Annotated in this window: 19 protein-coding genes; 11 read left to right on the forward strand and 8 right to left on the reverse strand. The window is 64.8% G+C overall.

Annotation, left to right across the window (positions count from 1 at the left end):
• Positions 1-272: 272 nt before the first annotated feature.
• The 4 genes from NZL82_RS15800 (at position 273) to NZL82_RS15815 (ending at position 3,877) form a co-directional block, all read left to right on the forward strand.
• Positions 273-851: a pseudouridine synthase gene (locus tag NZL82_RS15800; protein WP_261270711.1), complete on the forward strand. Its 579-nt coding sequence runs from the start codon at positions 273-275 to the stop codon at positions 849-851.
• A gap of 191 nt (positions 852-1,042) precedes the next feature.
• On the forward strand, positions 1,043-1,873 hold the full coding sequence (locus NZL82_RS15805) for a 23S rRNA (adenine(2030)-N(6))-methyltransferase RlmJ (protein WP_261270712.1): 831 nt from the start codon (positions 1,043-1,045) through the stop codon (positions 1,871-1,873).
• A 337-nt stretch (positions 1,874-2,210) separates the two neighbouring features.
• Complete coding sequence (locus tag NZL82_RS15810) at positions 2,211-3,011, forward strand: histidine phosphatase family protein (protein ID WP_261270713.1); 801 nt, start codon at positions 2,211-2,213, stop codon at positions 3,009-3,011.
• Entirely contained in the window at positions 3,008-3,877 is an 870-nt protein-coding gene (locus tag NZL82_RS15815) for an NAD(P)H-hydrate dehydratase (RefSeq protein WP_261270714.1), read from the forward strand. Before NZL82_RS15810 ends, NZL82_RS15815 begins: the two co-directional genes overlap by 4 nt.
• 268 nt (positions 3,878-4,145) lie before the next feature.
• On the opposite strand, the gene NZL82_RS15820 is transcribed toward NZL82_RS15815, so the two are convergent.
• The 4 genes from NZL82_RS15820 to NZL82_RS15840 all read right to left on the reverse strand — a co-directional run bounded on the left by NZL82_RS15820 (position 4,146) and on the right by NZL82_RS15840 (position 8,742).
• Complete coding sequence (locus NZL82_RS15820) at positions 4,146-5,138, reverse strand: lactonase family protein (RefSeq protein ID WP_261270715.1); 993 nt, start codon at positions 5,136-5,138, stop codon at positions 4,146-4,148.
• Positions 5,139-5,297: 159 nt separating this feature from the next.
• Complete coding sequence (locus NZL82_RS15825; protein ID WP_261270716.1) at positions 5,298-5,612, reverse strand: response regulator; 315 nt, start codon at positions 5,610-5,612, stop codon at positions 5,298-5,300.
• Positions 5,613-5,622: 10 nt separating this feature from the next.
• Complete coding sequence (locus NZL82_RS15830; protein ID WP_405051384.1) at positions 5,623-7,848, reverse strand: PAS domain S-box protein; 2,226 nt, start codon at positions 7,846-7,848, stop codon at positions 5,623-5,625.
• Between the two features lie 321 nt (positions 7,849-8,169).
• On the reverse strand, positions 8,170-8,742 hold the full coding sequence (locus NZL82_RS15840) for a sigma-70 family RNA polymerase sigma factor (protein ID WP_261270719.1): 573 nt from the start codon (positions 8,740-8,742) through the stop codon (positions 8,170-8,172).
• 124 nt (positions 8,743-8,866) lie between these two features.
• Here NZL82_RS15840 and NZL82_RS15845 point away from each other — a divergent pair, with 124 nt between their 5' ends.
• The 3 genes from NZL82_RS15845 (at position 8,867) to NZL82_RS15855 (ending at position 12,981) form a co-directional block, all read left to right on the forward strand.
• Positions 8,867-9,151, forward strand: coding sequence for a hypothetical protein (locus tag NZL82_RS15845; RefSeq protein ID WP_261270720.1), 285 nt, complete (start codon positions 8,867-8,869; stop codon positions 9,149-9,151).
• Between the two features lie 44 nt (positions 9,152-9,195).
• The gene (locus tag NZL82_RS15850) at positions 9,196-10,386 is read left to right on the forward strand and encodes a dipeptidase (protein WP_261270721.1); all 1,191 of its coding nucleotides are present in this window, start codon (positions 9,196-9,198) and stop codon (positions 10,384-10,386) included.
• Positions 10,387-10,563: 177 nt separating this feature from the next.
• Complete coding sequence (locus NZL82_RS15855) at positions 10,564-12,981, forward strand: TonB-dependent receptor (RefSeq protein ID WP_405051383.1); 2,418 nt, start codon at positions 10,564-10,566, stop codon at positions 12,979-12,981.
• Positions 12,982-13,042: 61 nt separating this feature from the next.
• Here the strand turns inward: NZL82_RS15855 and NZL82_RS15860 are convergent, their stop codons facing one another.
• From NZL82_RS15860 to NZL82_RS15870, 3 genes are all read right to left on the reverse strand, one after another.
• A complete protein-coding gene (locus NZL82_RS15860) occupies positions 13,043-14,239 on the reverse strand; it encodes a pyridoxal phosphate-dependent aminotransferase (protein WP_261270722.1) in 1,197 nt (398 codons plus the stop codon).
• A 516-nt stretch (positions 14,240-14,755) separates the two neighbouring features.
• Complete coding sequence (locus tag NZL82_RS15865; protein WP_261270723.1) at positions 14,756-15,136, reverse strand: hypothetical protein; 381 nt, start codon at positions 15,134-15,136, stop codon at positions 14,756-14,758.
• Positions 15,137-15,222: 86 nt separating this feature from the next.
• The gene (locus NZL82_RS15870) at positions 15,223-15,894 is read right to left on the reverse strand and encodes a TetR/AcrR family transcriptional regulator (RefSeq protein ID WP_261270724.1); all 672 of its coding nucleotides are present in this window, start codon (positions 15,892-15,894) and stop codon (positions 15,223-15,225) included.
• A gap of 20 nt (positions 15,895-15,914) precedes the next feature.
• Here NZL82_RS15870 and NZL82_RS15875 point away from each other — a divergent pair, with 20 nt between their 5' ends.
• The 4 genes from NZL82_RS15875 (at position 15,915) to NZL82_RS15890 (ending at position 22,529) form a co-directional block, all read left to right on the forward strand.
• Positions 15,915-17,111 carry an efflux RND transporter periplasmic adaptor subunit gene (locus NZL82_RS15875; protein ID WP_261270725.1) on the forward strand — a complete coding sequence of 399 codons (1,197 nt, stop codon included), beginning with the start codon at positions 15,915-15,917 and terminating at the stop codon, positions 17,109-17,111.
• A 6-nt stretch (positions 17,112-17,117) separates the two neighbouring features.
• Positions 17,118-20,321: an efflux RND transporter permease subunit gene (locus NZL82_RS15880; RefSeq protein ID WP_261270726.1), complete on the forward strand. Its 3,204-nt coding sequence runs from the start codon at positions 17,118-17,120 to the stop codon at positions 20,319-20,321.
• Between the two features lie 3 nt (positions 20,322-20,324).
• Positions 20,325-21,833 (forward strand): efflux transporter outer membrane subunit, encoded by a 1,509-nt coding sequence (locus NZL82_RS15885; protein ID WP_261270727.1) that lies wholly within the window; start codon positions 20,325-20,327, stop codon positions 21,831-21,833.
• 102 nt (positions 21,834-21,935) lie between these two features.
• Complete coding sequence (locus NZL82_RS15890; protein ID WP_261270803.1) at positions 21,936-22,529, forward strand: TetR/AcrR family transcriptional regulator; 594 nt, start codon at positions 21,936-21,938, stop codon at positions 22,527-22,529.
• Here the strand turns inward: NZL82_RS15890 and NZL82_RS15895 are convergent.
• Positions 22,448-24,379 (reverse strand): FUSC family protein, encoded by a 1,932-nt coding sequence (locus NZL82_RS15895; RefSeq protein ID WP_261270728.1) that lies wholly within the window; start codon positions 24,377-24,379, stop codon positions 22,448-22,450. The two genes, NZL82_RS15890 and NZL82_RS15895, sit on opposite strands and share 82 nt — an antisense overlap.
• Positions 24,380-24,506: the final 127 nt, after the last annotated feature.

Genomic DNA, 24,506 nt, shown 5'->3' on the forward strand with positions numbered 1-24,506 from the left:
CAAAGCCGACGTCCGAACGAGACATGTCGTAAGCCAGAATGTGCGACCGGCCGCGAACAGGATCGCGGCCGGCAGCCGCAACCATAATCCCGACAAGTAGACGTCTTCCGAATGGGACGATCCGCATTCGGCAAGCAGGTGAGGGGGGAGGTCGCGGTCTTCCGTACAGGAGAGCACGACGGACTGCCTCTGGAAGGGTTGGGCAGGAGCACCCTGTCCGGCAACGATATGCGCTGGAAGACAGAGCCGCAGCCGAACGCTATGAGCGCAGCATGGCTCGGCTGCTCCTGTTCAACAAACCCTTTGGGGTCTTATCGCAATTCACGGACCGGGGATCGCCGACGGTTCGGTCGACATTGTCCGACTTCATTGCGGTAAAGGGCGTCTATCCCGCCGGAAGGCTAGACCGGGATAGCGAGGGCCTGCTGCTATTGTGCGATGATGGGCGGCTGCAGGCGCGCATCGCCGATCCCCGCTTCAAGATGCCCAAGACCTATCTCGTACAGGTCGAAGGCGATCCACAGGAGCAGGAACTGGACCGCTTGCGGCGGGGGGTCTTGCTCAAGGATGGCATGACCTTGCCGGCCGATGTCGCGCGTATCGACGCGCCCGACCTATGGCTGCGCGATCCGCCGATACGCCAGCGCAGGTTCATTCCCGACAACTGGCTGAAAATCACCATATGCGAAGGCCGCAACCGGCAAGTGCGCCGCATGACGGCCGAGGTCGGCTTGCCCACGCTGAGGCTGGTCCGCTGGTCGATCGGCGACTGGTCCGTCGCCGGAATCGCGCCGGGCGAGTTCGAGGCCTCGCGTCCGGGCGAGCTTGCCAAAAGCACGCAGAACCGATGACGCTGTTTGCCGGAGGAAAGGGAACCGGTTGCCGTCGACTGCGAAAGCTGATTTGAGGCTTTGCTCAAAGGAGCTTTGACGTCTCCCGCCCGGTTCATGCGCGCTTGCGATCAGTGGCGTCAGCCTCCTCGCGATCGGCTTGCTCGCCGGGTACTTCGTGTAAAGGCCAATCGGCAGGGTTTTGAATTTCAATGAATTATCGTCACTCCTTCCATGCCGGCAATAGTGCCGATGTCGTCAAGCACAGCCTGTTGATCGCGCTTGTCCGGGCCTTGCAGCAGAAACAGGGGGCGTTGACCCTGATCGACACCCATGCCGGCTGCGGACTCTACGACCTTGGCGGTGAGCAGGCGCAACGCACCGGCGAGGCCGCACAGGGGGTTTTGCGGGCCTTTGCCGACCCGAACCCCTTGCTGGACGACTATCGTGCCGCCGTACGAGCGGTGAATGTCGGGGCGGACCCGCACCTCTACCCCGGCTCGCCGCGCTTCCTGACGCAGCTTTTGCGTCCGCAGGACGTGCTGATCCTCAACGAGAAACACCCCGAGGACGCGCAAGCCTTGCGTGGTGCCATGCGCGGTACGCCTGCTGCGGTGCATGAGCGCGACGCCTATGAGCTTTGGCTGGCGATGCTTCCGACCCGCACCGGTCGCGGCGTGGTGGTGGTCGATCCACCCTATGAGCAGACGGACGAACGCGCCCGCATCACAGCCACCCTCGCGGCCGCGCACCGCAAATGGGCGCATGGCGTGACGGTTATCTGGTATCCGCTGAAAGACCGTACGACGCATCAGCAATGGAAGGGCAAGTTACGTCAGCTTGGCATTCCGAAATTCCTGTCGGTCGAGCATTGGTTGTACGATGCCGATCAGCCGGGCGTCTATAACGGCGCGGGCCTATTCATCGTCAATCCTCCCTATGCCTTTACGCAGGCGCTGCCGCCTCTTCTGGAGGCCCTCCGCGCCGCACTGGCGCCGGAAGGGCATCGGGGTGAAATCACGGCGGATTGGGTGAACGTTTGAGGATCGGCCAGGTCCGGGATCTCGTCAACGAAGCCCATGGGTAACGTCGCTCTGCTTCCCGGCGATCGTCGGGACGGCGGCGATGTCAACGACGGCACGAGAAAGACCGCAGCCGATGACGGCCTGTGGCATGGTAGGGCTCCTGTCCATGCCGTGCGGGCTCCGCAGTCCCAAGCAACTGTTCAAACGCGGAAGGGCCCCTTGCTCCCTATCGGGCTCCAGCCCCTGGGGAGGGTGGCCGATTGCCTCAGCAGGCGTGGCGTGTTTTTTTGAGGCGTTGTGAATGAGATAGCGTGTCGGACGAGCAACCGGGGCGGGGGGAAGCCGTTGTTTCGGGATGATCGAAACCGCTCGCCAACCCGTCATCGATGATCGCCGTGACCCGCCGACCTGGCCGGAGCGGCTATGGATCGTGCGTCACGGCGAGAGTGCAGGCAATGTCGCGCGGGCGCGGGCGTTGTCGACAGGTGCCGGACGGATTATCGTGGAAGGCCGCGACATGGACGTTCCCCTGTCGCCGCTGGGTATCGAGCAGGCCCGCGCGCTGGGACACTGGTTCGCTCGGTCCGGCATGGCCCTTCCACAGACCATACTAGCCTCGCCCTATGCACGGGCCCGCGAAACGGCGACGCTGTTTCGCGAGGCATCGGGATGCGGCCGCGACCTGCCCATCTGTTTCGATGAGCGGCTGCGCGAGAAGGAATTCGGCATTCTCGATGGTCTGACCGCCGCTGGGATCGCTGAGGAGGAGCCGCAACAGGCGCGGCTGCGCGCGGAACTCGGCAAATTCTATCATCGCCCGCCGGGCGGAGAGAGCTGGTGCGATGTGATCCTGCGGCTGCGTTCGCTGATGGACACGGTCGCGCTCCACCATGGCGGGCGCCGGGTGATGATCGTCGCGCATCAGGTCGTAGTGCTGTGCCTGCGCTATATTCTGGAAGGTCTGAACGAGGAGGAGATCCTCGCCATCGATCGCGCGGCTCCGATCGTCAATTGCGGCGTGACGGAATATGCGTTCGACCCCGGTGCCGGACCGGGCGGTGGCCTGCGCCTGTCGTCTTTCAACGCCACGGCTCCGCTGATCGAGGAGCGTGCCGCCGTCACCGCCGAACCGCGTTCTCAGGTGGCAAATCCATGATTGAGATCGACGCGCGCTGGCGGGCCGAACACCCGCTGCCCCTGCCGGAAGGAGAGGTCGACAAGAAAAGCCGTGGTCGGGTGCTCGTGATCGGCGGCTCCGCTCGCGCACCGGGCGTCGTGCGGCTGACGGCGGAGGCCGCGATGCGGGCGGGGGCTGGCCGGGTACGCGTCGCTACGCGAGCGCGAGCGGCAATGCAGGTCGCCATGCTGATGCCCGAACTGGGCGTGGTCGAGTTGCCCGAGGCCGATGGCGAGATCGCCGTCACGGACCAAGCGGCGCTGGCAGAGCAAGCGGCCATACACGAGGCGGTGGTGATAGGGCCGGGAATGGCCGCCGAGCAGCCGGCCGCGAAGGTGGTGGCGGCCCTCGACCCCCGCGGGTCGTCCGAAACCGCCCTGGTTCTCGACGCCGCTGCCGTGACCTGTCTGCGCCATGACCCGGTTCACGTGCACTCTTGGCGAGGCAGGCTGATCCTGACGCCACATCATGGCGAGATGGCCAAGCTGCTCGACCGAAGCGCCGATGCGGTGCGCGACGATCAGCCGGGCGCGGCGCGCGAGGCGGCGCGGCGCACGCAATCGGTGGTCGTCCTCAAGGGCGCGCAGACCTTCATCGCCCAGCCATCGGGGACGCTGCTACACTATCCCGGCGGCGGCTCCGGGCTGGCGACCGGCGGGTCGGGCGATGTGCTGTCGGGCGTGATCGCCGGGCTGCTTTCGCGCGGGGTAGCCCCCGTAGAGGCGGCGGCATGGGGCGTCTGGCTGCACGGGGAGGCCGGACGGCGGCTGGCCGTTTCGACCGGGCCGATCGGTTTTCTGGCGGGGGAGTTATTGGCGGTCCTGCCGGGCTTGCCGCCCCGCTAAGCTATGCTCGGTCGGCTATGTCGGACCTCCACGCATTCACGGCATCGTGGCGGAGCAACAGCGCTAGACCCCCGCGACCGAAGGATTACGCAGCGAGCGATCCCCGAACGGGAATAGTCTCGAACAGTGTCGGGATGTCCCGGTCGAAACGAGGATAGATCGCCATTCAGGACGCCTCGGGTATCGGCTTCGGACAAAGCGGCGCCATCGGCGGATGACGGCACCGGGTGATGATGCCATTCCAGTCTGGAGATGGTCGCGGCCGTCTTCAGCCCGGCGGATCGATCATCACAAAGGCGGCACCCGCGATGTCGAGTGTCGTGGGACCGGGCAGGGGCACGCCGTCATCGCCGAGATCGAATATGCTGACGCCGCCTCCTTCCTCATGCGCGACCACCAGCCTTTTTTCCAGCGGGAGTAGAAAGCGCGGCGAGCGTCCACCGCTCGGGATATGACCCAAAAGCCGCAACTTACCTCTATCGTCCAGCGCGAAGGTGGCGATGCTGTCATGCCCGCGATTGGTGACATACAGACGGTCGCCGGCAAGGGCGATGGCGCCGCCCAGATTGTCCGCGTCGGCATCGGGCGGGGCGGTCGGCAGGATCGCGGCCGCAGCCAGGCCCGCTCTCTCCGGTCGAAGCACCGTCAACGTCGCGGCGAGTTCGCTGACGAGATAGCCGATCTGTAATTGCGGGTGGAAAACAAGATGGCGCGGCCCCGACCCCGCCGGTGCCGCGTATAGCGGCTGGGGATCATCCCGGTGGGCGACGTTGCGGATGAGAATGCGATCGGCCCCCAGGTCGACACACAGAAGCGCGCCGGACTCCGTGAACCCGACCCAGTGCGCGTGCGGCCCCTGCTGCCGCTCGGGATCGGGGCCTTTGCCTTGATTGGCGAGAATGGTGCGCTCAGCAGGAAGGCCATCGTCGTCGAGATCGAACAGGGCGATCGTACCGCTTTTATAATGGGCGACCGCCAGCCGCGTCTCGTCGGGCGACAGCGCCAGGTGACAGGGCGCGTCGCCGCCGGTTGCCACTTCGCAGATTCGCGCCCAGCCGCCTGCAACGCTGTAGACGCCCAACGTCCCGGCCTGCTCGTCGACGAGGTAGCGATGCCCCCATCGTGGAGAGGCAATTCCGAACGAGGCATTACGGATCGCCTGATGAGGTTCACCGACCGTCCAGCGTCCCGCGTCCTCCATGACGGTCGCCAATCCGTCACCGCCCTTGGCGGCATAGGTTCCGACGACGAGGCGGGTCATCGCCATGGCATCCGTAGAATATGCTGGTCATCCTGGGCGCATGGTTCCGATACGCGCGGCATGCCGATCATGGCCGCCGCATGGCCTCGTGCGCTGAACATGAGCCGATCCACGAAAACCTCCACATTGTGATGTAAGCGGCAATGCCAGACCCGAAGGTCAGTGCAGGATATGTTCGAGCGAATGCAGAAGTTGTCGTGAGACGAACGGCTTGGCGCAGTTGACGACGTTCGGGTAACGGCTCTTGACCACGTCATCTTCATATCCGCTGGCGAAGATGAACGGGATATGCTGCGCGCTCAGCGCGTCGGCCACGGGAAAGGCCAATTGTCCACCGAGATTGACGTCCAGCACCACGGCGTCGATCCGGTCCTCTTGTTCGATGCGGGCCAGGGCGCATGCGACCGAGGCTTCGGGGCCTATGACGATGGCGCCGGCGTCCTCCAGTTCCAACTGAAGGTCGTGGGCCAGCATATATTCGTCCTCAACGATCAGAATCCGGCGATTGGTGAGGGGCATCACGCGACTCCGCTTGGGTCCGGTTCGATACCGGAAGGGCAATAGAGCAGTGAATCCCATCTGCTGCCATAACGTAGGTCGCCTTCGCTTGTAATTGATAAGGCAGGGCTTTTTCGATCAACATTCGGCCCTGGCCGGTCCCGGTCGGCGCCTGGCCATCGGGGGGCATCGTCACGCCGCTTTCTCGCCAGTCGACGTGCAGCCAGGGTTGCCCACCCGAGCTTTCCTCCACCCACCATCGCACATGGAGCCGTGCGTCCGGCTGGCCGAGCGCGCCATATTTGACCGCGTTCGTGGTCAATTCGTGCAAGGCCATCGCGAAGGTCTGCACCGTGCTGGACCGCAAGGGTACGTCGTGCGGACCTTGCAGCGTGACCTGTCGAGGCGCGGCGTCGAGCGCGCCTATCGCATCGAACTCCGCCTGGATCAGGTCGCCGAAGGTCACCCGTTCGTCGTCCCGCAATTGGGACAACAGGCGTTGCACTCTGGCCAGTGCGTCGATCCGGTTGCGAAACTTGATACGGAAATCCTCCAGATCGACGCTGGATCGGATCGTCGCATCGGCCGTCGAGCGCACCATGCCCATCAGATTGAAGGTGCGATGCTGCAACTCCTTGACCAGGATCTGCTGGCGCTCTTCCCATTCGCGACGGCCGGTGGTCTCCACGATCGCACCGACCATGCGAACGGGGCGGCCGGCGTCGTCGTAATAGAATCTGCCCCGGCCGGACAGCCAATGGATCGAGCGATCCGGGTGGACCACGCGGAACTCGTGCGCGAACTCCTCATGCCGTTCCATCGCTTGGTGAAGCACCGCCTCGGTTCGCGACCGATCGTCAGGATGGATGCGGGACGCCCAGGTCTCATAGCTGGGCGTCACCTCTCCGACATCATATCCCTCCATGCGGAAATGCTCGTCCGACCAATGGATTTCGCCGGTGACGACGTTCCAGTCCCATAGTCCCAGCTGCCCGACTTCGACCGCGCTGCGCAGTCGTTCCTCGCTTTCGCGCAAGGCCGTCTCGGCACGCTGGCGCTGCGTCACGTCCTGCCCGACCTTGACGAAACCCCGTGCCGTACCGCTCTCATCGAGCAGCGCCCATACCGCCCCTTCGATGAAGATCCGCCGTCCATCCTTGCGCAGATGCCGGCGTATGTTGGCGGCATAGCCGTCGCGCCGCGCCGTTTCGATCTCCCGCCGGTCCTGACCCGCTGCGCGATCCTCAGGCGTGAAGGTGATGCTCGCACGCTGCCCAATCGCTTCATCTGCGGTCCAGCCGAATACGGCTTGCGCGCCGGGAAACCAGTTGTCGATGCGATCTTCGGCATCCGTCGTGAAGATGGCATAGTCCCGTACGGTTTCGACGATACGGCGAAAGCGTTCCTCGCTGGCGCGCAATCGGTGCATCTTGCGAAGCCGGTCGATCACCGGTCCGAGGATCGACGCATAGGTTCGCAGGAATTGAATCTCGTCATCGCCGAATGTCCGCGGCCTGGTCGCATCGACCTGCAGGACGCCATAAGGGTGGCCGCCAGGAACCAGGATGGGGACATTGACCAGCGCGATGACGCCTGCATCCTTCATGAACGCCGGAATATGGAACCTGTTTTCCTTGTTGATATCCTGCGAAACCACGGGTTCCCGGGCTTCGATCGAATAGGTTTCGGACGACGGCTCCTTCATCGACAGGCGCACGCGTCCGACGACATCGTCGGCCCAACCGACGCCGGCCCGAACGAGCAGTTCCTGCCGTTCATCCTGGATCTCGAGGACTTTCGCGCGATCCGTCCCCAGCGCCTTGGCGACCAGACGGCAGGCCTCGGTCAGCACCGCGTCGAGATGCTCCGAGCGGATGGCGAACTCGCCGAAATCCGCAAGTACCTGCTGTCTTTTCATCATCTCATTGATTTGAGGCATGAAAATCTCCGGCATATGGATCGCGGCTTCGGTTCTAGAAGAACCGGGAGGGGGCATCGTTCCATCCGGATGATCCGTGCCACAGCGTTGCCGCTGCGGCGGTCCTTTCCCCGCGCCGCCCACCGCCCGAACCCGCGCTTCGCTCGCCGCGACCACGAAGGGGCGGGCATTATTGTATGTCACCTCAAAACCAGCCTGGCGTCGAAAGAGCTGTATCGAGCGGCGGTCTGGCGCCAGATCGTCGACGAAGGACGTATCGGTATTGAGGCGCACCAGGCTGCCATCGGCGAGCGTGACCGCGTGGCGTTCGTCTATGCCGGTCGTTTGGGGATTGTCCGCTTCACCAACCGCCAAGCGACAAGTCCAATCAACCCGGCCGCAATTCCGGTCAATGCCAGGGAGCGAGGGGCGATGGTCCCGGCATCTCGCCGCACAGCGACCAAGGATAACGGGACCACCCCCTTCTGCTCCAGCCGTTCGGGAGCGACATCGCCCAGCCGGGCGGCAAGCTCCCAGCCCGCCTCGACCTTGGCAAAGGCGCAACCATGCGCGGGGTCCTGTTCGATCCAGTGATAGGCGGCGTCCCAGTCGGCCTTAGCGTCGCTGGCGCGCGCCGCCAGAAACAGCCGCGTGGCCTCCGCCTCGATCGCCTGTCGTCTGGCTGCGTTTGTGCAGGGACCATCCAAAGCCAGAACCCTCGTACTCGCCGATCGCCTGCATGATCTTCAGCGCGGCACGTGCAAGATGCTTGTCCACCGTAAAAACGGACAGGCCCATCTCCTCTGCTATCGCACGTGTCGACCAATCGTGCACCCGACGCAGCACGAACGCGCGTCGGCATTGCGGGGGCAGCGTATCAAGGATCGCCTGGAGATGGCGCAATTCGTCTCGCGCCTCCAACCGGGCCAGTGCGCTGTCGTCGACGCCGATCAGGCTGAGATCGGTGATCACCTCGAACGACACGATCTTGCTGCGCCGCGCGGCATCGATCATCAGGTTGCGGGCGATCTGGAACAGATAGGCGCGGCCGGATTGCACACGCTCCGTATCCCCGGCCGCATAGGCCCGGGCCATCGCCTCCGCCACGACGTCGTCGACATCAGCGCCATCGGGCAGCACCCGCCGCAGCCGCGCCCGCAGAGCCCCCTCATGCGGCAAGATGGCCATCTTGTACCATTCCAGTCTGGCCCTGACCGATATGGTGTCCTTGACTGAATTCACCGGAACCCCCCGAGCGTAACGAAGGCGATCCTCTCCTACAGACTGATGCTTGGCCCGATACGAACAGCCTTTGTTTCGGCTGTCCAGCCATGATGAAATAAAAATGACGGGGGTGTTAGCAGATTATGTCCCGCCGACCGTCTTGCTTCATCAGAAAGGACTATCGGCGGCGCGGACGATGACGGCATCGAGATTGCTATTGACGCTGCTCGCCGGGACCGCGGCGATGATCGCGGCGACTGGCGTCGCGGCTGGCGGCACATCGACCGTCATCGCGACGTCGAAGACGCTTCGTACGCTCTGGATCGACCGCGCCGGGGTGGAGCGTCACATCGAAGAAAGGACGAATTTTTGATACGCAGGACCAAGCTTGCCCCGCTGGTGGCGTTTGCCATTGCCATGCCCGCAACCCCGGCACCCGCCCAGACCGCGCGGCAGGTGCATGAAGCAGCGATCGTCCTCGACACCCATTTCGACACGCCCGCCAATCTCGGCCGCCCCGGCTGGAGCATCATGGACCGCCATAGCCGTGCGGACAGCGGCGATCAGGTCGACTATCCGCGTATGGTCGAGGGCGGCATCGACGGCGGCTTCTTCGCGATCTTCACCGCTCAGGGGCCGCGCACGCCGCAGGCCGATCAGGATGCGCGCGACGCCGCATTGATCCGCGCGGTGCAGATCCGCGAGATGGTGGCGCGCCACCCCGATGTCTTCGCCTTCGTGACCACCTCTGCCGAGGCCCGTGCCGCAGTCGCCGCCAAGAAGCGATTCGTGTTCATGAGTATGGAGAATGGCTATCCGTTCGAGGGCGATCTGTCGCTGATCCGCACGTTCCAGCGACTGGGCGTGACGATGATGAGCCCGGTCCATTTCAAGGACAATGACCTGGCCGACAGCGCCACCGACAAACCCGAATGGAATGGTCTGAGCCCCAAGGGCAAGGCATTCGTGGCGGAGGCCAACCGCCTGGGCATTCTGATCGATTGCAGCCACGCCTCCGACGATGTTTTGCGCCAGACGATCGCACTGTCGAAAGCGCCGATCATCCTGTCCCATTCGGGCGCGCGCGCGATCTTCGACCATCCGCGCAACGTGACCGACGCCGATCTTCGCGCGCTCGCGGCCAAGGGCGGCGTGGTGCAGATCAATGCCTTTGACGGCTATATGATCGCACAGCCGAAAATCCCCGAGCGCGAGGCGGCGATTGCGGCGCTGATGGCGAAGCTTCCACCGCGCGCGGCGATGACCGAAGCCGACCGCAAGGCGTTCCTGGCGCAGCGCAAGGCGATCGATACACGCTGGCCGGTGCCACGCGCGACCTTCGACGATGTGATGAAGCATCTGCTTCACGCGATTTCGGTCGCGGGCATCGACCATGTCGGGATCAGTGGCGACTTCGACGGCGGCGGCGGGGTGGAGGGGTTCGACGACATCACCGCCTTCCCCAAGATCAGCGCGGCACTGCTCGCTCGCGGGTTCAGCGCGGCGGATGTCGCGAAGGTATGGGGCGGCAATGCGTTGCGCGTGCTCGACGCGGCGCAGGCTGCCGCCGAGCCGGGGGTGCGCCCGGCCATTCCCGTCACATCATGATCGCGACGCAGATCGGGCCGTTGCGGGGAGGGCGTTCCGCTTGGCCATGAGCCTGATCACCATGTCGCGTCGTCAGTTACCGGCGGACCGGGAAGAGCCGGCCGCCCCATCGTCCCAGGGGGGGATGATCTGGAAGCCCAAGACCGTCGGTGCGCCGACCAGATCAGGAGATTGCGCGTGTTTCGTTTCCATGCCCAGCCCCCCGCCGCTACTGCGCTGGGCCTCGTCCTCGCCACTGCCTTTCTGCTGACCGGCCAGGCCGCCGCCGCGCAGGCGACATCCGCCGAAAACGCCGACACCGGAACACAGGCGAGCGAGGCGCGCGCCACCGACGGCCAGGATATCGTCGTCAGCGGCCGCCGCATCAGCCAGGCGAGCGAGGCGGTGGGCGAGGATCGGATCACCAGCACGGTTGCGGTGACGCGTGACGCGCTGCTGTCCGCCCCATCGGGCATTTCCGGCCTCAAGATGCTGGAGTCCCTGCCGGGGTTCAACGTCCAGACCGACGGTGCGCTGGGCCTGTACGAGTTCGGCAACAGCGTACAGGCACGCGCCTTCAACCTCGACCAGATCGGCTTCGTCGTCGATGGCGTGCCGATGGGGCGCAGCGATGCCTTTGGCGGCAGCCCGGTCTTCCGCTACGTCGACAATGAAAATCTTGGCGTCGTCGAGGCGTCGCCAGGTGCGGGCGGCGTGACGATGCCGACCTATTCGTCGCTCGGCCCGGTGGTGTCCTATCGCTCGATCGAGCCGCAGGACCAGCTCGGAACCTTCGTTTCGCAAAGCTTTGGCGACTTCAACATGAAGCGTACCTTCGTCCGGGTCAGCACCGGCAAGATTGGACCGCTCAAGGCCTTTGTCAGCCGCACCAAGCTCAACACCGATCTGTGGCGCGGCGCAGGGTCGGTCGATCGCGAACATTGGGAGGCAATGGCGCATATCGACATCAGCGACAGCAGCTGGGCGCGGTTCAAATTCGTGTCGAACGACTTTTTCGACTATGACTCGCCAACGCTGACCCGGGCGCAATATCAGAGTAGCGAACCCGATTTCGCCGGCCATGTCGGTCGCTATCGCGGCTATTACGGCGATCCGCTGCCCACCTATGCGCCCACGGTGGCAGGGGTGCCCTATTCCAATTCGAACTACACTTATTATTACGGACAGGCGATCAACGTCCGAAAGGACAAGCTCTATGCCGGCACCGTCCATGTTGGGATCGCCGATGGCGTCCATGCCGAAACCACCATCTATTACGAGGACAAGGATGGCTGGGGCAGCTCGCCGGACAGCTATGCCAACACGCTGACCTACTACAATCGCCAGCGTCTGGTGTCCGGGCTGACCCTGACCGCGCCGCGCGGCACGCAGTTCGGCGTATCGAGCCTGGGCGGTTATCGCCAGGGCATTCTGCAAAGCCTGCATGCCCAGCTCGGCATCCACGCGATCGACATCGGCATCTGGGCGGAGGACGATCGCTATCGCCGCTACCAGCGTCGCCAGAACACGGTCGATGGATCGCCCGCCAGCGCGCCCAATTATGGCGAACTCGTCTATGGCCGCCGCGATTACCGCTCGAAGCGCGCGACGGTGCAGCTGTTCGCGCGCGATCGCATCGACCTGACACCGGCGTTCAGCGTCGATCTGGGCGTCAAGGCCCTCGATCTGGATTATCAGCAGCGCGGCTATCGCGATTATGCCGACTATGCGCGCACGGTGAACGGCGTGAACGTCGCAGGCTGGGGCCCGCAATATAATCGCGCACATTACCGCGACTATTTCCTGCCGACCGTGGGTGTCCTCTATCGCTTCGCCGATCCCCGGACGCAGTTCTTCGCCTCCTATGCGGAGAATATGGCGCTGCCCAAGGGGATGGATGACATCTACTCGGTGGCCTATAACAGTTCGCCCGCCGTCGTGGCCGCACCGGCACCCGAGCGCTCGCAGAATTTCGAGGTGGGTCTGCGCACCACCCGGCCAGAGTTCTTCGCGTCGCTGACCGGCTATTACACGAAGTTCGACAATCGCATCCAGTCGATCGCCTCGATCCTTCCTGGGACCACCAACGTCACCGAAACCTTCTACCAGAATGTCGGCGGGGTGAAGGCTTATGGCGCGGAGCTGCTTGCCAATTACAAGCCCGCATTCCTGCAGGGGGCGGCCTATTTCAACGCCAACGTCACCTATAACCACGCGCAGTTCCAGGATGATATCGTCGCGGCAGCGCGGACCTATCTGATCGCGGGCAAATATCTGCCCGACAGTGCGAAATGGATCGTGTCGGGGGGCGTCACGGTCGAGCCGGCGCCATGGCTCGTCGCCAACATCACCGGCAAATATACCAGCCGCCGGCAGTCGACGTTCGAAAACACGCCGGGGTCGTCGCTGCCCGGCTTCACCGTGTTCTCCGCCTATGCGGATATCGGAGACGGCTTCTCGATCGGGCCGGTGCGTAACGCGCGTATCCGCGTCAATGTCGACAATCTGTTCGACAAGGACGTGCTGTCGTACATCTCGTCGGCGCTGACCGGTGACGGACTGTTCCGTCCGCTGAGCCCGCGCACGGTGCAGTTGACGCTTTCCGTCGATATCTAAGCGGACGGTTCCCGTCCGACGGGCGGCCCCTCCTTGCCGGGAGGGGCCGCCACCCATGCCATTACGCCAGAAGGATTTTGTCGAGCGCCAGGCAGAAGTTGCGCATGTCGGTCATCGAGCCGACCGTGATGCGGCTGACCGTAGGCCAGATCGGCCAGGACCGTCCGATCTCGACCGACTGCGCGCGAAAGGCGGTCTGCATGTCCTTGGCAGGCTTCGTCTTCCAGTCGATCATGAACATGTTGCTGTCAGTGCGCTTGAACGTCACGCCGCGCTTGGTGAGATGGGCGAGCGTCATCGCGCGAGCCTCTTCCATCGTCTTGCGACGCGCGACGATCAGATCGGTCGCCTTCAGGCTGGCCGTTCCGCAGGCGACGGTGCTGACGGTGATCGCACCCGACTGCATGCCGCCGTCATAGCGCATCATCTTGGCGATGTTGGCCGGGTTGGTCATGATGAAGCCCAGCCGCAGCCCGGCCATCCCGAACAGCTTCGAAAAGGTCCGCAGGACGATCACGTCGGGATATTTCGTCGCTAAGTACGACGCGACCGGCACACCCGCAAAATGGGTATAGGCCTCGTCGACCAGCACCATCGTGTCGGCGGGCTTGTTGGCGATCAGCCATTCAATGTCCGCCAGCGGCGTCACGGTGCCGGTGGGATTGTTGGGCGAGCAGATATAGATCAGGCCGGGATTGGGATCGGCGGCCAGCATCGCCTTCACGTCATGCGTCAGATCGGGCTTGAGAGGCACTGTCTTGACCGGCGCGCCCAGCCAGGCGGCGGTCCGCCCCGCCAGCTCGAAGGTGGGATCGGCCGTCACCAGCGCGCGCGTCGGGGAGCAGAAGGTGACGACCGCGCGCGACAAGGGGTCGCTGGACCCGGGCCAGGGTGCGACATGATCTTCCGGCACATTTTCGACCGCCGCGATGGTGCGGACGAAGCTGGGGCGGATCACATTGGGTTCGTACCGATTGCCCAGCGCGATCGTGGCGGCGGCAGCCTTCTGGCCCGGCGGCAGAGGACCGGTCCAGCATTCGTTCGCGCCGATACGCGTCTTGGCGGTGGATGCGGGATCGGGCACCCCGCCCGAGGCCCAGGCCGGGCGCCCCAGCGTCGCCGACGCCATCGCTCCGACGCCGAATATCGTACCGATCCGCGCCAGATCGCGACGGCCATAGCCACGCGTCAGCAGATCGTCGCGCGCATCGTCATTCAACATCGCACGAACGGGGATCTCGGTCGAAAGGTCGGTCATGGCATTCTCCAGTCTGACAGGCGGTTCGGCGCGGCGAGGCGCCCAGCCAATTCAGGCCTATGGTCCGGCGATCGCTGGCTCTATCCAGCCCGACGATCCTGACGGCCATTCACCCCCTCCCAAACCATGGGTCGGCATCATCACCGGCATCCTGCCGGTCCGACGCGGATCCCGAAAATGTCGGCGATCAGCTGGGGCAGGGGCCCTTATTTGGAGCGATGCGCCGGGATGGGACCATCGGGGATGCAGCCATAGGGTCGCGCGCGTCCTTTCCTTCGTACATGCGGCCATTTGCCCATGCAGCCGAGATACGGCCAAGGCCGTTTATCCCTTATACGAAGCGCGACAGGAAATCCGCCATGGGGAAGGCGCCAATATTCGGTGTTCGAGGACATGCCTCGCATCGGCCCGGCCGGATCGGTATTCGAGTTGTCCAACTGGGTCGATTGCCGATCGGCAATATGCGGTATCGTAGGGCGGAGTGGGGCGGCAGGCGAGCCGCCGCCCCAACATAGCTTATTTCTTGCTGCGCGCGCGCTTGGGGGCGGCGGCGGCTTCGACGTCTTCCTCTTCGTCGGCCTGTTCCTCGCCCGCTTCGGTCAGCGCCTGACCCAAGGCCCTGAGCTTGTCCTGCGACTTGTCCGCCTTATCGGCGATCCTGGTCGTGGCAGCGCCGAGGCGGTGCAGCAGGTCGTGGATGCGGTCGGCGTCCGGCTCGTCCTTTTCGAGCTGCTTGCGAAGGGAGGCGAGGTCGCGGAGAATGCCTTTGGCGCCCGGCGTATCGACTTCGGCCAGGGCGGCCTCCCAATCTTCCACCATGGTCGCGCCCTTGCTGCCCTTGGTGCTTTCGAGGCCACGGTTGATCGCGTTCATCGTTCCGGCGAATTTCACAGCCATCACAGGATCCTTTCCAACCGGCCTATGCCGGCGCTCGTCAACGACGCATTCCGGAAAAAGACCCCGCCGGGTTCGCCGATATTTGGCTATTTCGCCCCTTCGATCAGACAGTTGATCAGCATATCGCTGGCCGGTTTCACCGTTTCCTGGTGGAGCGTTCTGGCGCAGACCGAGCCCAGCGAGATGACCATGAAGGCCTGAGCCAGGGTGCGATGCTTGTCTTCCACCGATTCGCTGCCCATCAGGCCCGCAAAGGCACGGCTGATATTCTCGACCGCCTGGTGACGAACGTCCAGGAAGATGGCCCTGTTCCGGTCGTTGCGGGCCGCTTCCGCCGCAATTTCCAGGAACAGCCGGTCTCCGGATTCATCCTTGCGGGACGGCGTTCCGGCCAGCCAGGCGATGATCCCGGCACGATCCTTGTTGGCCAATGCCGTATTGAGGGTATTCTGGTCCGCGATACGTTCGCAGTCTGCGGCCACGATCGCGGCGATGATGTCCTCTTTCGAGGGGAAGTCGCGATAGAGCTGCTGAACGGCGACGCCGGATTCCTTGGCGATCGCCGCGATTCCCGTGGCGTGAAAGCCATTCTCCACGAACAGGCGCCGAGCCACCTCCTTGATATTGTGTCGGCGCATCTCGGCGCGCGTGGGGGGCGGGCACTTGATATTCAACAAGTTCGGACCTCTCTTAAGGATGTTGACGCACTCGAAAGGCGGGTCTAACGACGTCGTTTGTGAGTGATCGCTCTCATACAATTTTTCAAGCGGGAAATGATATGTCCTCCAATCGGCTGATGGGTCGTGTGTTGGCATCTGGCGCCTTGCTCGCACTGGCCGCTTGCGGTGCCGGTGGCAAGCAGGAGCAGCAGCAGGCGGCGCAGGGGCCGGCACCGGTGGGTTATGTGGTGGCAAGCGAGCAGCCGGTCACCCTCACCACCGAATTGCCCGGCAGAACGACCGCGTTCGAAACCTCCGACGTCCGCCCGCAGGTCAATGGCCTGATCACCCAGAGGCTGTTCGTCGAGGGTGATATGGTTCGTCAGGGACAGCCGCTATATCGTATCGACCCGGCCCCCTATCAGGCCCAGGCGGCCAGCGCCCGTGCGGCGCTGACCCGTGCGCGGGCGAGCATCGCGTCGAGCGCCGCACTGGCGCGCCGCTATGGCGAACTGGTCAAGATCAACGCGATCGCCCGGCAGGAGTTCGAGAATGCGCAGACCAGCGCGGCCCAGGCCCGGGCCGATGTCGCCGCGCAGCAAGCCGCGCTGCGCACGGCGGAAATTGATCTGGCACGCACCACGATCCGGGCGCCGATCACCGGGCGGATCGGCCGGTCGGTGTTCACGACCGGCGCGCTGGTGTCCGCGTCGCAGACCGACGCGCTCGCCACCATCCAGCGGCTCGACCCCATCTATGTCGACATTCAGGAGCCCAGTGCGGAACTGCTGAAGCTGCGGCGGCAGATCATGAGCGGCCAGTTGACGCGTGACGGCAATGCCCGCGTCAAGCTGACGCTGGAGGATGGCAGCGAATATGGCCCGCAGGGCACGTTGCGCTTCGCCGACGTCACCGTCGACCCGACGACCGGATCGCAGGTGATCCGCGCACTGTTCCCCAATCCCAACGGCCTGTTGTTGCCCGGCATGTTCGTGCGCGCCTCGCTGGTCGAGGGCACGCAGTCCAAGGCCTTCCTGGTTCCGCAGCGTGCCGTCAGCCGCGACGAAAAGGGGCAGGCGACCGTGATGGTGATCGGCGCGGGCAACAAGGTCGAGGTGCGTACACTCCAGACCGGCCGCTCGATCGGCGACAACTGGCTGGTCAACAGCGGGCTGAAGGCCGGGGACAAGATCATCGTCGAAGGCGGCATGCTGCTGCGGCCGGGCATGCCCGTCCAGGGCAAGCCATGGAACCCCAATGCCAAGCCCGCCGGCGCGCCGCCGCAAGCAGGCCAGGCCCAGGAACAGGCGAAGTAAACGGCCATGGCACGCTATTTCATCGATCGCCCGATCTTCGCCTATGTGCTGGCGGTGATGGTCGTCATCGCCGGCCTGCTGTCGCTCCGCACGCTGCCCATCTCCCAGTTCCCGGCGATCGCGCCGCCTGCGGTGTCGATCACGGCCAATTATCCGGGTGCCGACGCCCAGACGCTGGAGAACACAACCACCCAGATCATTGAGCAGCAGATGAAGGGGATCGACCACCTTCGCTACTTCTCGTCCTCGTCGTCCTCGGCGGGCAGCGTGACGATCACGCTGACCTTCGAGCAGGGGACCGATCCCGACATCGCGCAGGTGCAAGTTCAGAACAAGCTGCAGGCCGCGACCCCGCTTCTGCCGCAAGAGGTCCAGCGGCAAGGCATCATCGTCGCCAAGGCGACGCAGAATTTCCTGCTGTTCGTCAGCCTCTATTCGGAAAACGGCAAGCATAGCGCGGACGACCTGTCCGATATCGTCGCCTCGCGGATCGCCGATCCGCTGTCGCGCGTCACGGGTGTCGGCGATACGCTGATCCTGGGATCGCAATATGCGATGCGCATCTGGGTCGATCCGATCAAGCTCAGCAATTATGCGCTGACCATGGCGGACGTGACCAACGCGGTCACGGCGCAGAACGCGCAGGTTTCGGCGGGCCAGATCGGCGCGCAGCCCGCGCCCAAGGAACAGATGCTCAACGCGACCGTGTCGGTCTCGTCGCGACTGACCACCCCTGAGCAGTTCGCGCAGATCCGCCTGAAGAGCAATACCGACGGTTCCATCGTCCGGCTGGGCGACGTCGCGCGTGTCGAGATCGGCGCGGAAAACTACGCCTTTTCGTCGCAGTGGAACGGCAAGCCCGCCTCCGGCATCGGCATCAAGTTGGCGCCTGGCGCCAATGCGCTCGACACCGTCGCCGCGGTCAAGACGCGGGTAAACGAACTGGCCAAGCAGTTCCCGCCGGACGTCAAGGTCATCTACCCCTATGACACGTCGCCCTTCGTGCGGCTGTCGATCGAGCAGGTGATCGAGACGCTGGTCGAGGCGGTCGTGCTCGTCTTCCTCGTGATGTTCCTCTTCCTTCAGAATTTCCGGGCGACGTTGATCCCGACGATCGCGGTGCCGGTGGTGCTGACGGGGACGTTCGCGGTCCTCGCGGCGTTCGGCTATTCGATCAACACGCTGACTTTGTTCGGTATGGTGCTGGCGATCGGCTTGCTGGTCGATGACGCGATCGTCGTCGTCGAGAATGTCGAGCGCCTGATCACCACCGAGCATCTGTCGCCCAAGGAGGCGGCGCGAAAGTCGATGGACGAGATCACCGGCGCGCTGATCGGCATTGCGGCGGTGTTGTCCGCCGTGTTCCTGCCGATGGCGTTCTTCGGCGGATCGACGGGCGTGATCTATCGCCAGTTCTCTATCACGATCGTGTCGGCGATGGTCCTGTCGGTCGCGGTCGCGCTGATCCTGACGCCCGCGCTCTGCGCCACCATCCTGAAGCCGCACGACCCCAATAAGGGCGAGGGCAACGGACCGCTTGCGCGCTTCTTCCGCTGGTTCAACGACCGGTTCGATCGTGGTCGCGACCGCTATGAAAAGGGTGCCCGCTCGACCGCGCGGCGCTGGGGGCGTTCGCTGATCGCCTATGCGCTGATCCTCGCGGGCATGACTTTCCTGTTCATGCGGTTGCCGAGCGGCTTCCTCCCCGACGAGGATCAGGGCGTGATGATCGCGCTGGTCCAGGGACCTCCGGGGGCGACCAGCGCGCGGACTCAGAAGGGCCTCGACCTCGTTCGCGACCATTTCCTGAGCGATGCGGGCAGCGCCATTCGTGGCGTCTACACGATCAACGGGTTCAGCTTTGCGGGACAGGGCCAGAATAGCGGCATCGCCTTCATCCCGATGAAGGAATGGAAGGACCGCCCCGGCGCCGAGAACAAGGCGCAGGCCATCATCGGCCGTGCGATGGGGGCCTTCTCGCGCTATAGCGACGGCCTGATCTTCGCAGTCATCCCGCCTGCGGTCCAGGAACTGGGCAACGCCACCGGCTTCGACATGCAGTTGGTGGATGAAGGCGGCATCGGGCACGAAAGGCTGCTGGCGGCGCGCAACCAGTTGCTGGGCATGGCGTCGCAGAACAAGTCGCTGGTCGGCGTGCGGCCCAACGCGCTCGACGATGCGCCACAGCTGAAGGTCAATGTCGACCAGGACAAGGCGCGGGCGCTGGGTCTCGACCTGTCGACCGTCAACAGCACGATCGCGACCGCTTGGGGTGGTTCCTATGTGAACGACTTCATCGATCGCGGCCGCGTCAAGCGCGTCTATATCCAGGCCGATGCCGCCTATCGCATGGCGCCCGAGGATATTGGCGACCTGTATGTGCGGGGTGCCACGGGCACGATGGCGCCGTTCACGGCCTTCTCTACCCTTGCGTGGCATCAGGGGCCGATGCAGCTCACGCGCTATAACGGTCAGCCCTCGATGGAAATCCTGGGCCAAGCCGCGCCGGGTGTGTCTTCGGGTGCCGCGATCAAGGCGATGGAGGAGATGCAGGCCAAGCTGCCGCCGGGCACCCGGCTCGACTGGACGGGCCTCAGCTATGAGGAACAGCTGTCCGGTGGTCAGGCCCCGGCGCTCTACGGACTGTCGCTGCTGATCGTCTTCCTGTGCCTTGCCGCCCTCTATGAAAGCTGGTCGGTGCCGATCTCGGTCATGCTGGTCGTGCCGCTCGGCGTGGTCGGTGCGCTGCTGGCCGCGATGCTCACCGGCCTGAACAACGACATCTATCTTCAGGTCGGCCTGATCACCACGATCGGCGTATCGGCGAAGAACGCGATCCTGATCGTGGAGTTCGCCGAGGAGAAGATGCGGGAAGGGCTGAACGCGTTCGACGCGGCGATCGAAGCCGCCAAGCTGCGCCTGCGTCCGATCCTGATGACCAGCCTGGCCTTCGTTTTCGGCGTGTTCCCGCTGGCGATCGCCAATGGGGCGGGGGCGGGCGGTCAGAACGCTATCGGCCGCGCCGTGGTGGGCGGGATGCTGTCCGCGACGATCCTCGCCATCTTCTTCGTGCCGATGTTCTTCGTCGTCGTGATGCGGCTGTTCGATCGCAACAAGGGCGAAAAGCCGCAGGGTGACGCACGACACGACGACGCTGGCCAGCCCAATGATGGCGGGCAGGGTTCGCCCTCCGCGCCGCAGGGAGTTTGATCCATGATCCATTCCAAGTTTGCGATCGTCCTGCTGGCGGCCACGACGCTGGCCGGGTGCAATTTCGCCCCCAAATATGTCCGGCCCGTGGGGGCCGTCCCGGCCACGCTGCCGCAGGACGGCATCTACCCGGCGGCGGCGTCCGACGCGCCCGATGTCACCAAGATCGGATGGCAGGAATTCTTCACCGACGATCGCCTGCGCCGCACCATCGCGCTGGGGCTGGAGAATAATCGCGACCTGCGGATCGCGGCGGCCAATGTGTTGCAGGCGAGGGCGCAGTATCGCATCCAGCGCGCCGATCTGGTTCCCTCGACGACCCTTTCAGGTTCGGGCACCTATACCAACAATATCCAGGGTGCCACGGGTGCGCTTGGCGGGGCGGCCGGTGGTGGCGCCGGGACGGGCTCGGGAACCGGTGCGGGTGCCGGGGCAGGTGCCGGTGGCACCGGGCTCGGGGTCGGGGTGGGATCCTCTTCGCGCAATCTCGAATTCTATTCGGTCAATGCCGGTTTCTCGGCCTTCGAACTCGATCTGTTCGGTCGGGTCCGCAATCTGAACCGAGCCGCGCTGGAGCAGTATTTCGCGACCGAGGAAGCCCAGCGTTCGACGCGCATCAGCCTGATTGCCGAGATCGCGACGGCCTGGCTGACCTATGCGTCGGATCAGGACCAGTTGCGGATCTCGCAGGAGTCGCTGAAGTCGTTCGAGCAGTCCCTGGAACTGACGCGCGCGCAATTTCGCATCGGCGTCGCCTCGGAACTGGAGGCGCGACAGGCCGAGACGACCTATCAGGGCGCGCGCAACGACATCGCTGTGCTGAAGACACGGGTGGCGCAGGACAAGAACGCGCTCGACCTGCTGGTCGGCGCACCCGTGGTCAACGACCTGCTGCCGCAGGGGCTGGGCGATGCGAACGCGGCGTTGCAGGTGCTGCCCACCGGCCTGTCGTCGGACATATTGCTGCGTCGCCCCGACGTATTGCAGGCCGAGCATCAGCTGATCGCGCAGAACGCCAATATCGGCGCGGCGCGGGCGGCGATGTTCCCGCGCATCTCGTTGACCGCGACGCTGGGGACGATCAGCACCGCGCTCAGCGGTCTCTTCGCGGGGGGCAGCTTCACCTATACCGGCGCGCCGTCGGTGTCGCTGCCGCTGTTCGATGGGGGGCGGCTTCGCGGCAATCTGGACGTCGCGCGGGCGCAGCAACAGGCCGCCGTCTCGACCTATGAGCGCACCGTTCAGACGGCGTTCCGCGAGGTGGCGGATGCCCTGGCGCAGCGTGGCACTATCGACGAGCAGATCGCCGCGCAGACCGCTCGCGTCGAGGCGGCCAACGTCGCGCTGAAAATCTCGGATGCGCGCTACAGGACGGGTGTCGAGTCCTTCCTGACGACGCTCGATTCCCAGCGGACCGCCTATTCCGCGCAGCAGTTGCTGGTCACGACGCGCCTGAACCGCGCGAGCAACATGGTGGAGCTGTATCGTTCGCTGGGTGGTGGGCTGAACTGATCGCGTTGGGCATTGGACACGATCGCGGTCGTGTCCAATGCCCACTCGGCCCCGATCATCATCGCCGCTTCGCGACGAGCAATTCACAATCGGAACGTGACGATGACCCACTCGCGCGGTCGCCCCAGTCTTGAGCGTGCAGCGGAGATCGGCCATCTGGTTGTCGAAGCGGCGATATTGGCCTTTGTCGAACAAGGGCTGGACATTTCCATCGACCAGATCGCGCAGTCCGTCGGGGTGAGCAAGCAGGCGATCTACCGCCGCTGGCCGAGCAAGATCGCTCTGCTGATGGACGTGATGGACCGGGTGATGGCGCAGGTCTATGCGAACCTCAGCGCCGATCTGCCCGAAGGCGCGCTGGCGGCGCTGAAGGAAGTCTCCTGGCGCATGTGCAGGCCCGATGGCGGCGTGCGCGAGCGGAGCATCATGATCCTGATGGCGGAGGCGTTGAACGACGCGCCGATGCACCAATGGCTGGGGACGTGGCGCCGGAAGAATTTCGACTTCCACCTGCGATATGTTTCCGCCGTCCACAAAGCCGATCAAGACGAAAATAGGGTGAGGATCATCGCAAGGGTTATCCTCGACATGGTCGAGGGGGTGAGCAGGGAAACCTATTGGGATGGCCTGTCCGACGCCGAATGCGCGTCGCTGTTCGACCGGAAATGGGATGAAGTGTCCAAACTGCTAGGGTGAGGGGCGAAGATCGAAATCCGCGGAGCGAAACCGGTCATCAGCGTGCAATGGACCGTCGCCGGTCCGCCGGTCGAGCTACCGCTCCCGTGCCGTTGCCAGTGCCCGGTGCCGCAGGATCGCGGCCTCGCCCGCAGTACGGCGCACGTGGCGATCGCCGCGCGATCCTGTGGCGAGGCGTGGCGACGATGGAAGACCGCCTTGGGATCATGCAGCGCGATCTCGGCGGCGACGCTGGCGAGGCCAGCGGACCGGCGCGCCTGCTCCACCTCCTCGGGCGGTCTGTCGTCACGCACCGCCTGCGCATAGCGCTGGTTCGCGTCGATCCCCGCCCGGATCAATGCCCCCAGGCTCGGGCCACGTTCGGGCCATAGCCATAGCGCGGCGAGCAGTGCCGCGATGCTGCCGACCACATTGTCCAGCATCCGTGCGGAGGCGCTCCCCGCGCCGGGGTGCAGCGTGTCGGTGACGATCACGAACAACATGGTCAGGAAGATGACGAAGACCGTGTAGTTGACCGCGCGCAGCGGAATGGCGACCGCCGCCAGCCCTATGGCGATCGCGATCAGCAGCGGCGGTGCGGCCACGAACTGGAGAAGCAGGACCGAAATTCCCCCGCCCAGCAGGCTGCCCACGATCCGCTCCACGGCGCGCGTCCATGTGATCCTCGCCTCGCCGCGCAGCACCACGACGACGGCCATCGCCGCCCAATAGGGATAGCCGAGATGGAAGCTGATCGTCGCGCAATAGACCATGATCAGACCCACCGCCTGCCGCCCCGCCTGACGGATCACGCCCGCCCATTCCTGACGGGCGGGGGCAGGGGCGGGCGGCTCGGTCGGTTCGCTGGGGGGCGCCCCCGCCCGCAACATCGCGGTCAAGCATCCGATCGCGACGGGATCGCACAGCCGATCGCGGGCGCGTTCCAGCCGCGCTTCGAGCCTTTCGGATAAGGGCTCGGCGGTCCCGCCACGCAGGATGTCGGCCCGCCATGCCAGCAGGATCGCACGTGCGCCGCGCGCGACGATCGCCAACTCGACCTTGGGTAACGTCCGGTCGATCGCCGCCTGGTCCAGCGCGATCAGCGCACCGAACATCGCCTCCACCCGGTTGAGATCGCTCCGCCGCGTCGCGGTTCGCGAGCATGCCGGCTTAGCCGAATCCTCGGCATAGCGGGCCATCAGGCCGCGCAATCTCTCGATGCCGATCCTCACCGACCGGCGATGCGCCCCATGCCGGCCCGGATCGGCGTCACCCAGCCCATCGATCATGTCGACCAGCCGGAGGATCACCGCGCCCGTCAAGCGCCGTACCGGGTGCGCCGGATCGAACCGCCAGACGAGATTGATGAGCAGATAGGTCCAGCCCGCCCCGGCAAGGAAGGCCGCCGCCTGAAGCATGGCGTGATCGATCGGCTTGGGATAGCCGACCGCGACCACCGCCACTACGGCGAGCAGCGTGCTGACCCCATCGCCCCAGGCGATCCGCGATCCGCCGAGCGTCGCCAGGAATACCATGGCGGGGCCGACCAGCATGGCTGCGCCCGGATTGGGGCCGAAATCGAGCATCGCATAAAGATGCGTGACCCATGACCCGGCCAGCGCCATCGCGCCGCCGCAGATCACGAACAGCCCCAACAGCCGTCGTCGAAGCCGGTCGGGGCCGGGTATGTCGCACAGGCAGGTCCAGAAGGCCGCGAACACCGCCCAGCCCCATTCGGGGCGACCGATCGCAACCGCCACCAACAAGGGCAGGCCGATCGCCAGCGCGGCACGCAGCCCTTCGGACAGGTCATAATATTCCGGCGCCAGGTCGATCGACCGTAGCTCCAGTCGGCGTGCGGCCGATCGCACGAACCGCCATCCTTGTTGAGCCCTTCGCGGCTGCCCGGCAGCGGGAGAGCGCTTTGTCACCACGTCCCTCAAGCCGATCATGTCACCACGCCCCGCGTCCCCCGCAAGTCCGGCGTCTCCGGATGAA

This window comes from Sphingomonas sp. LC-1 (assembly GCF_025371035.1).
GTDB classification, from domain to species: domain Bacteria; phylum Pseudomonadota; class Alphaproteobacteria; order Sphingomonadales; family Sphingomonadaceae; genus Sphingomonas; species Sphingomonas sanguinis_E.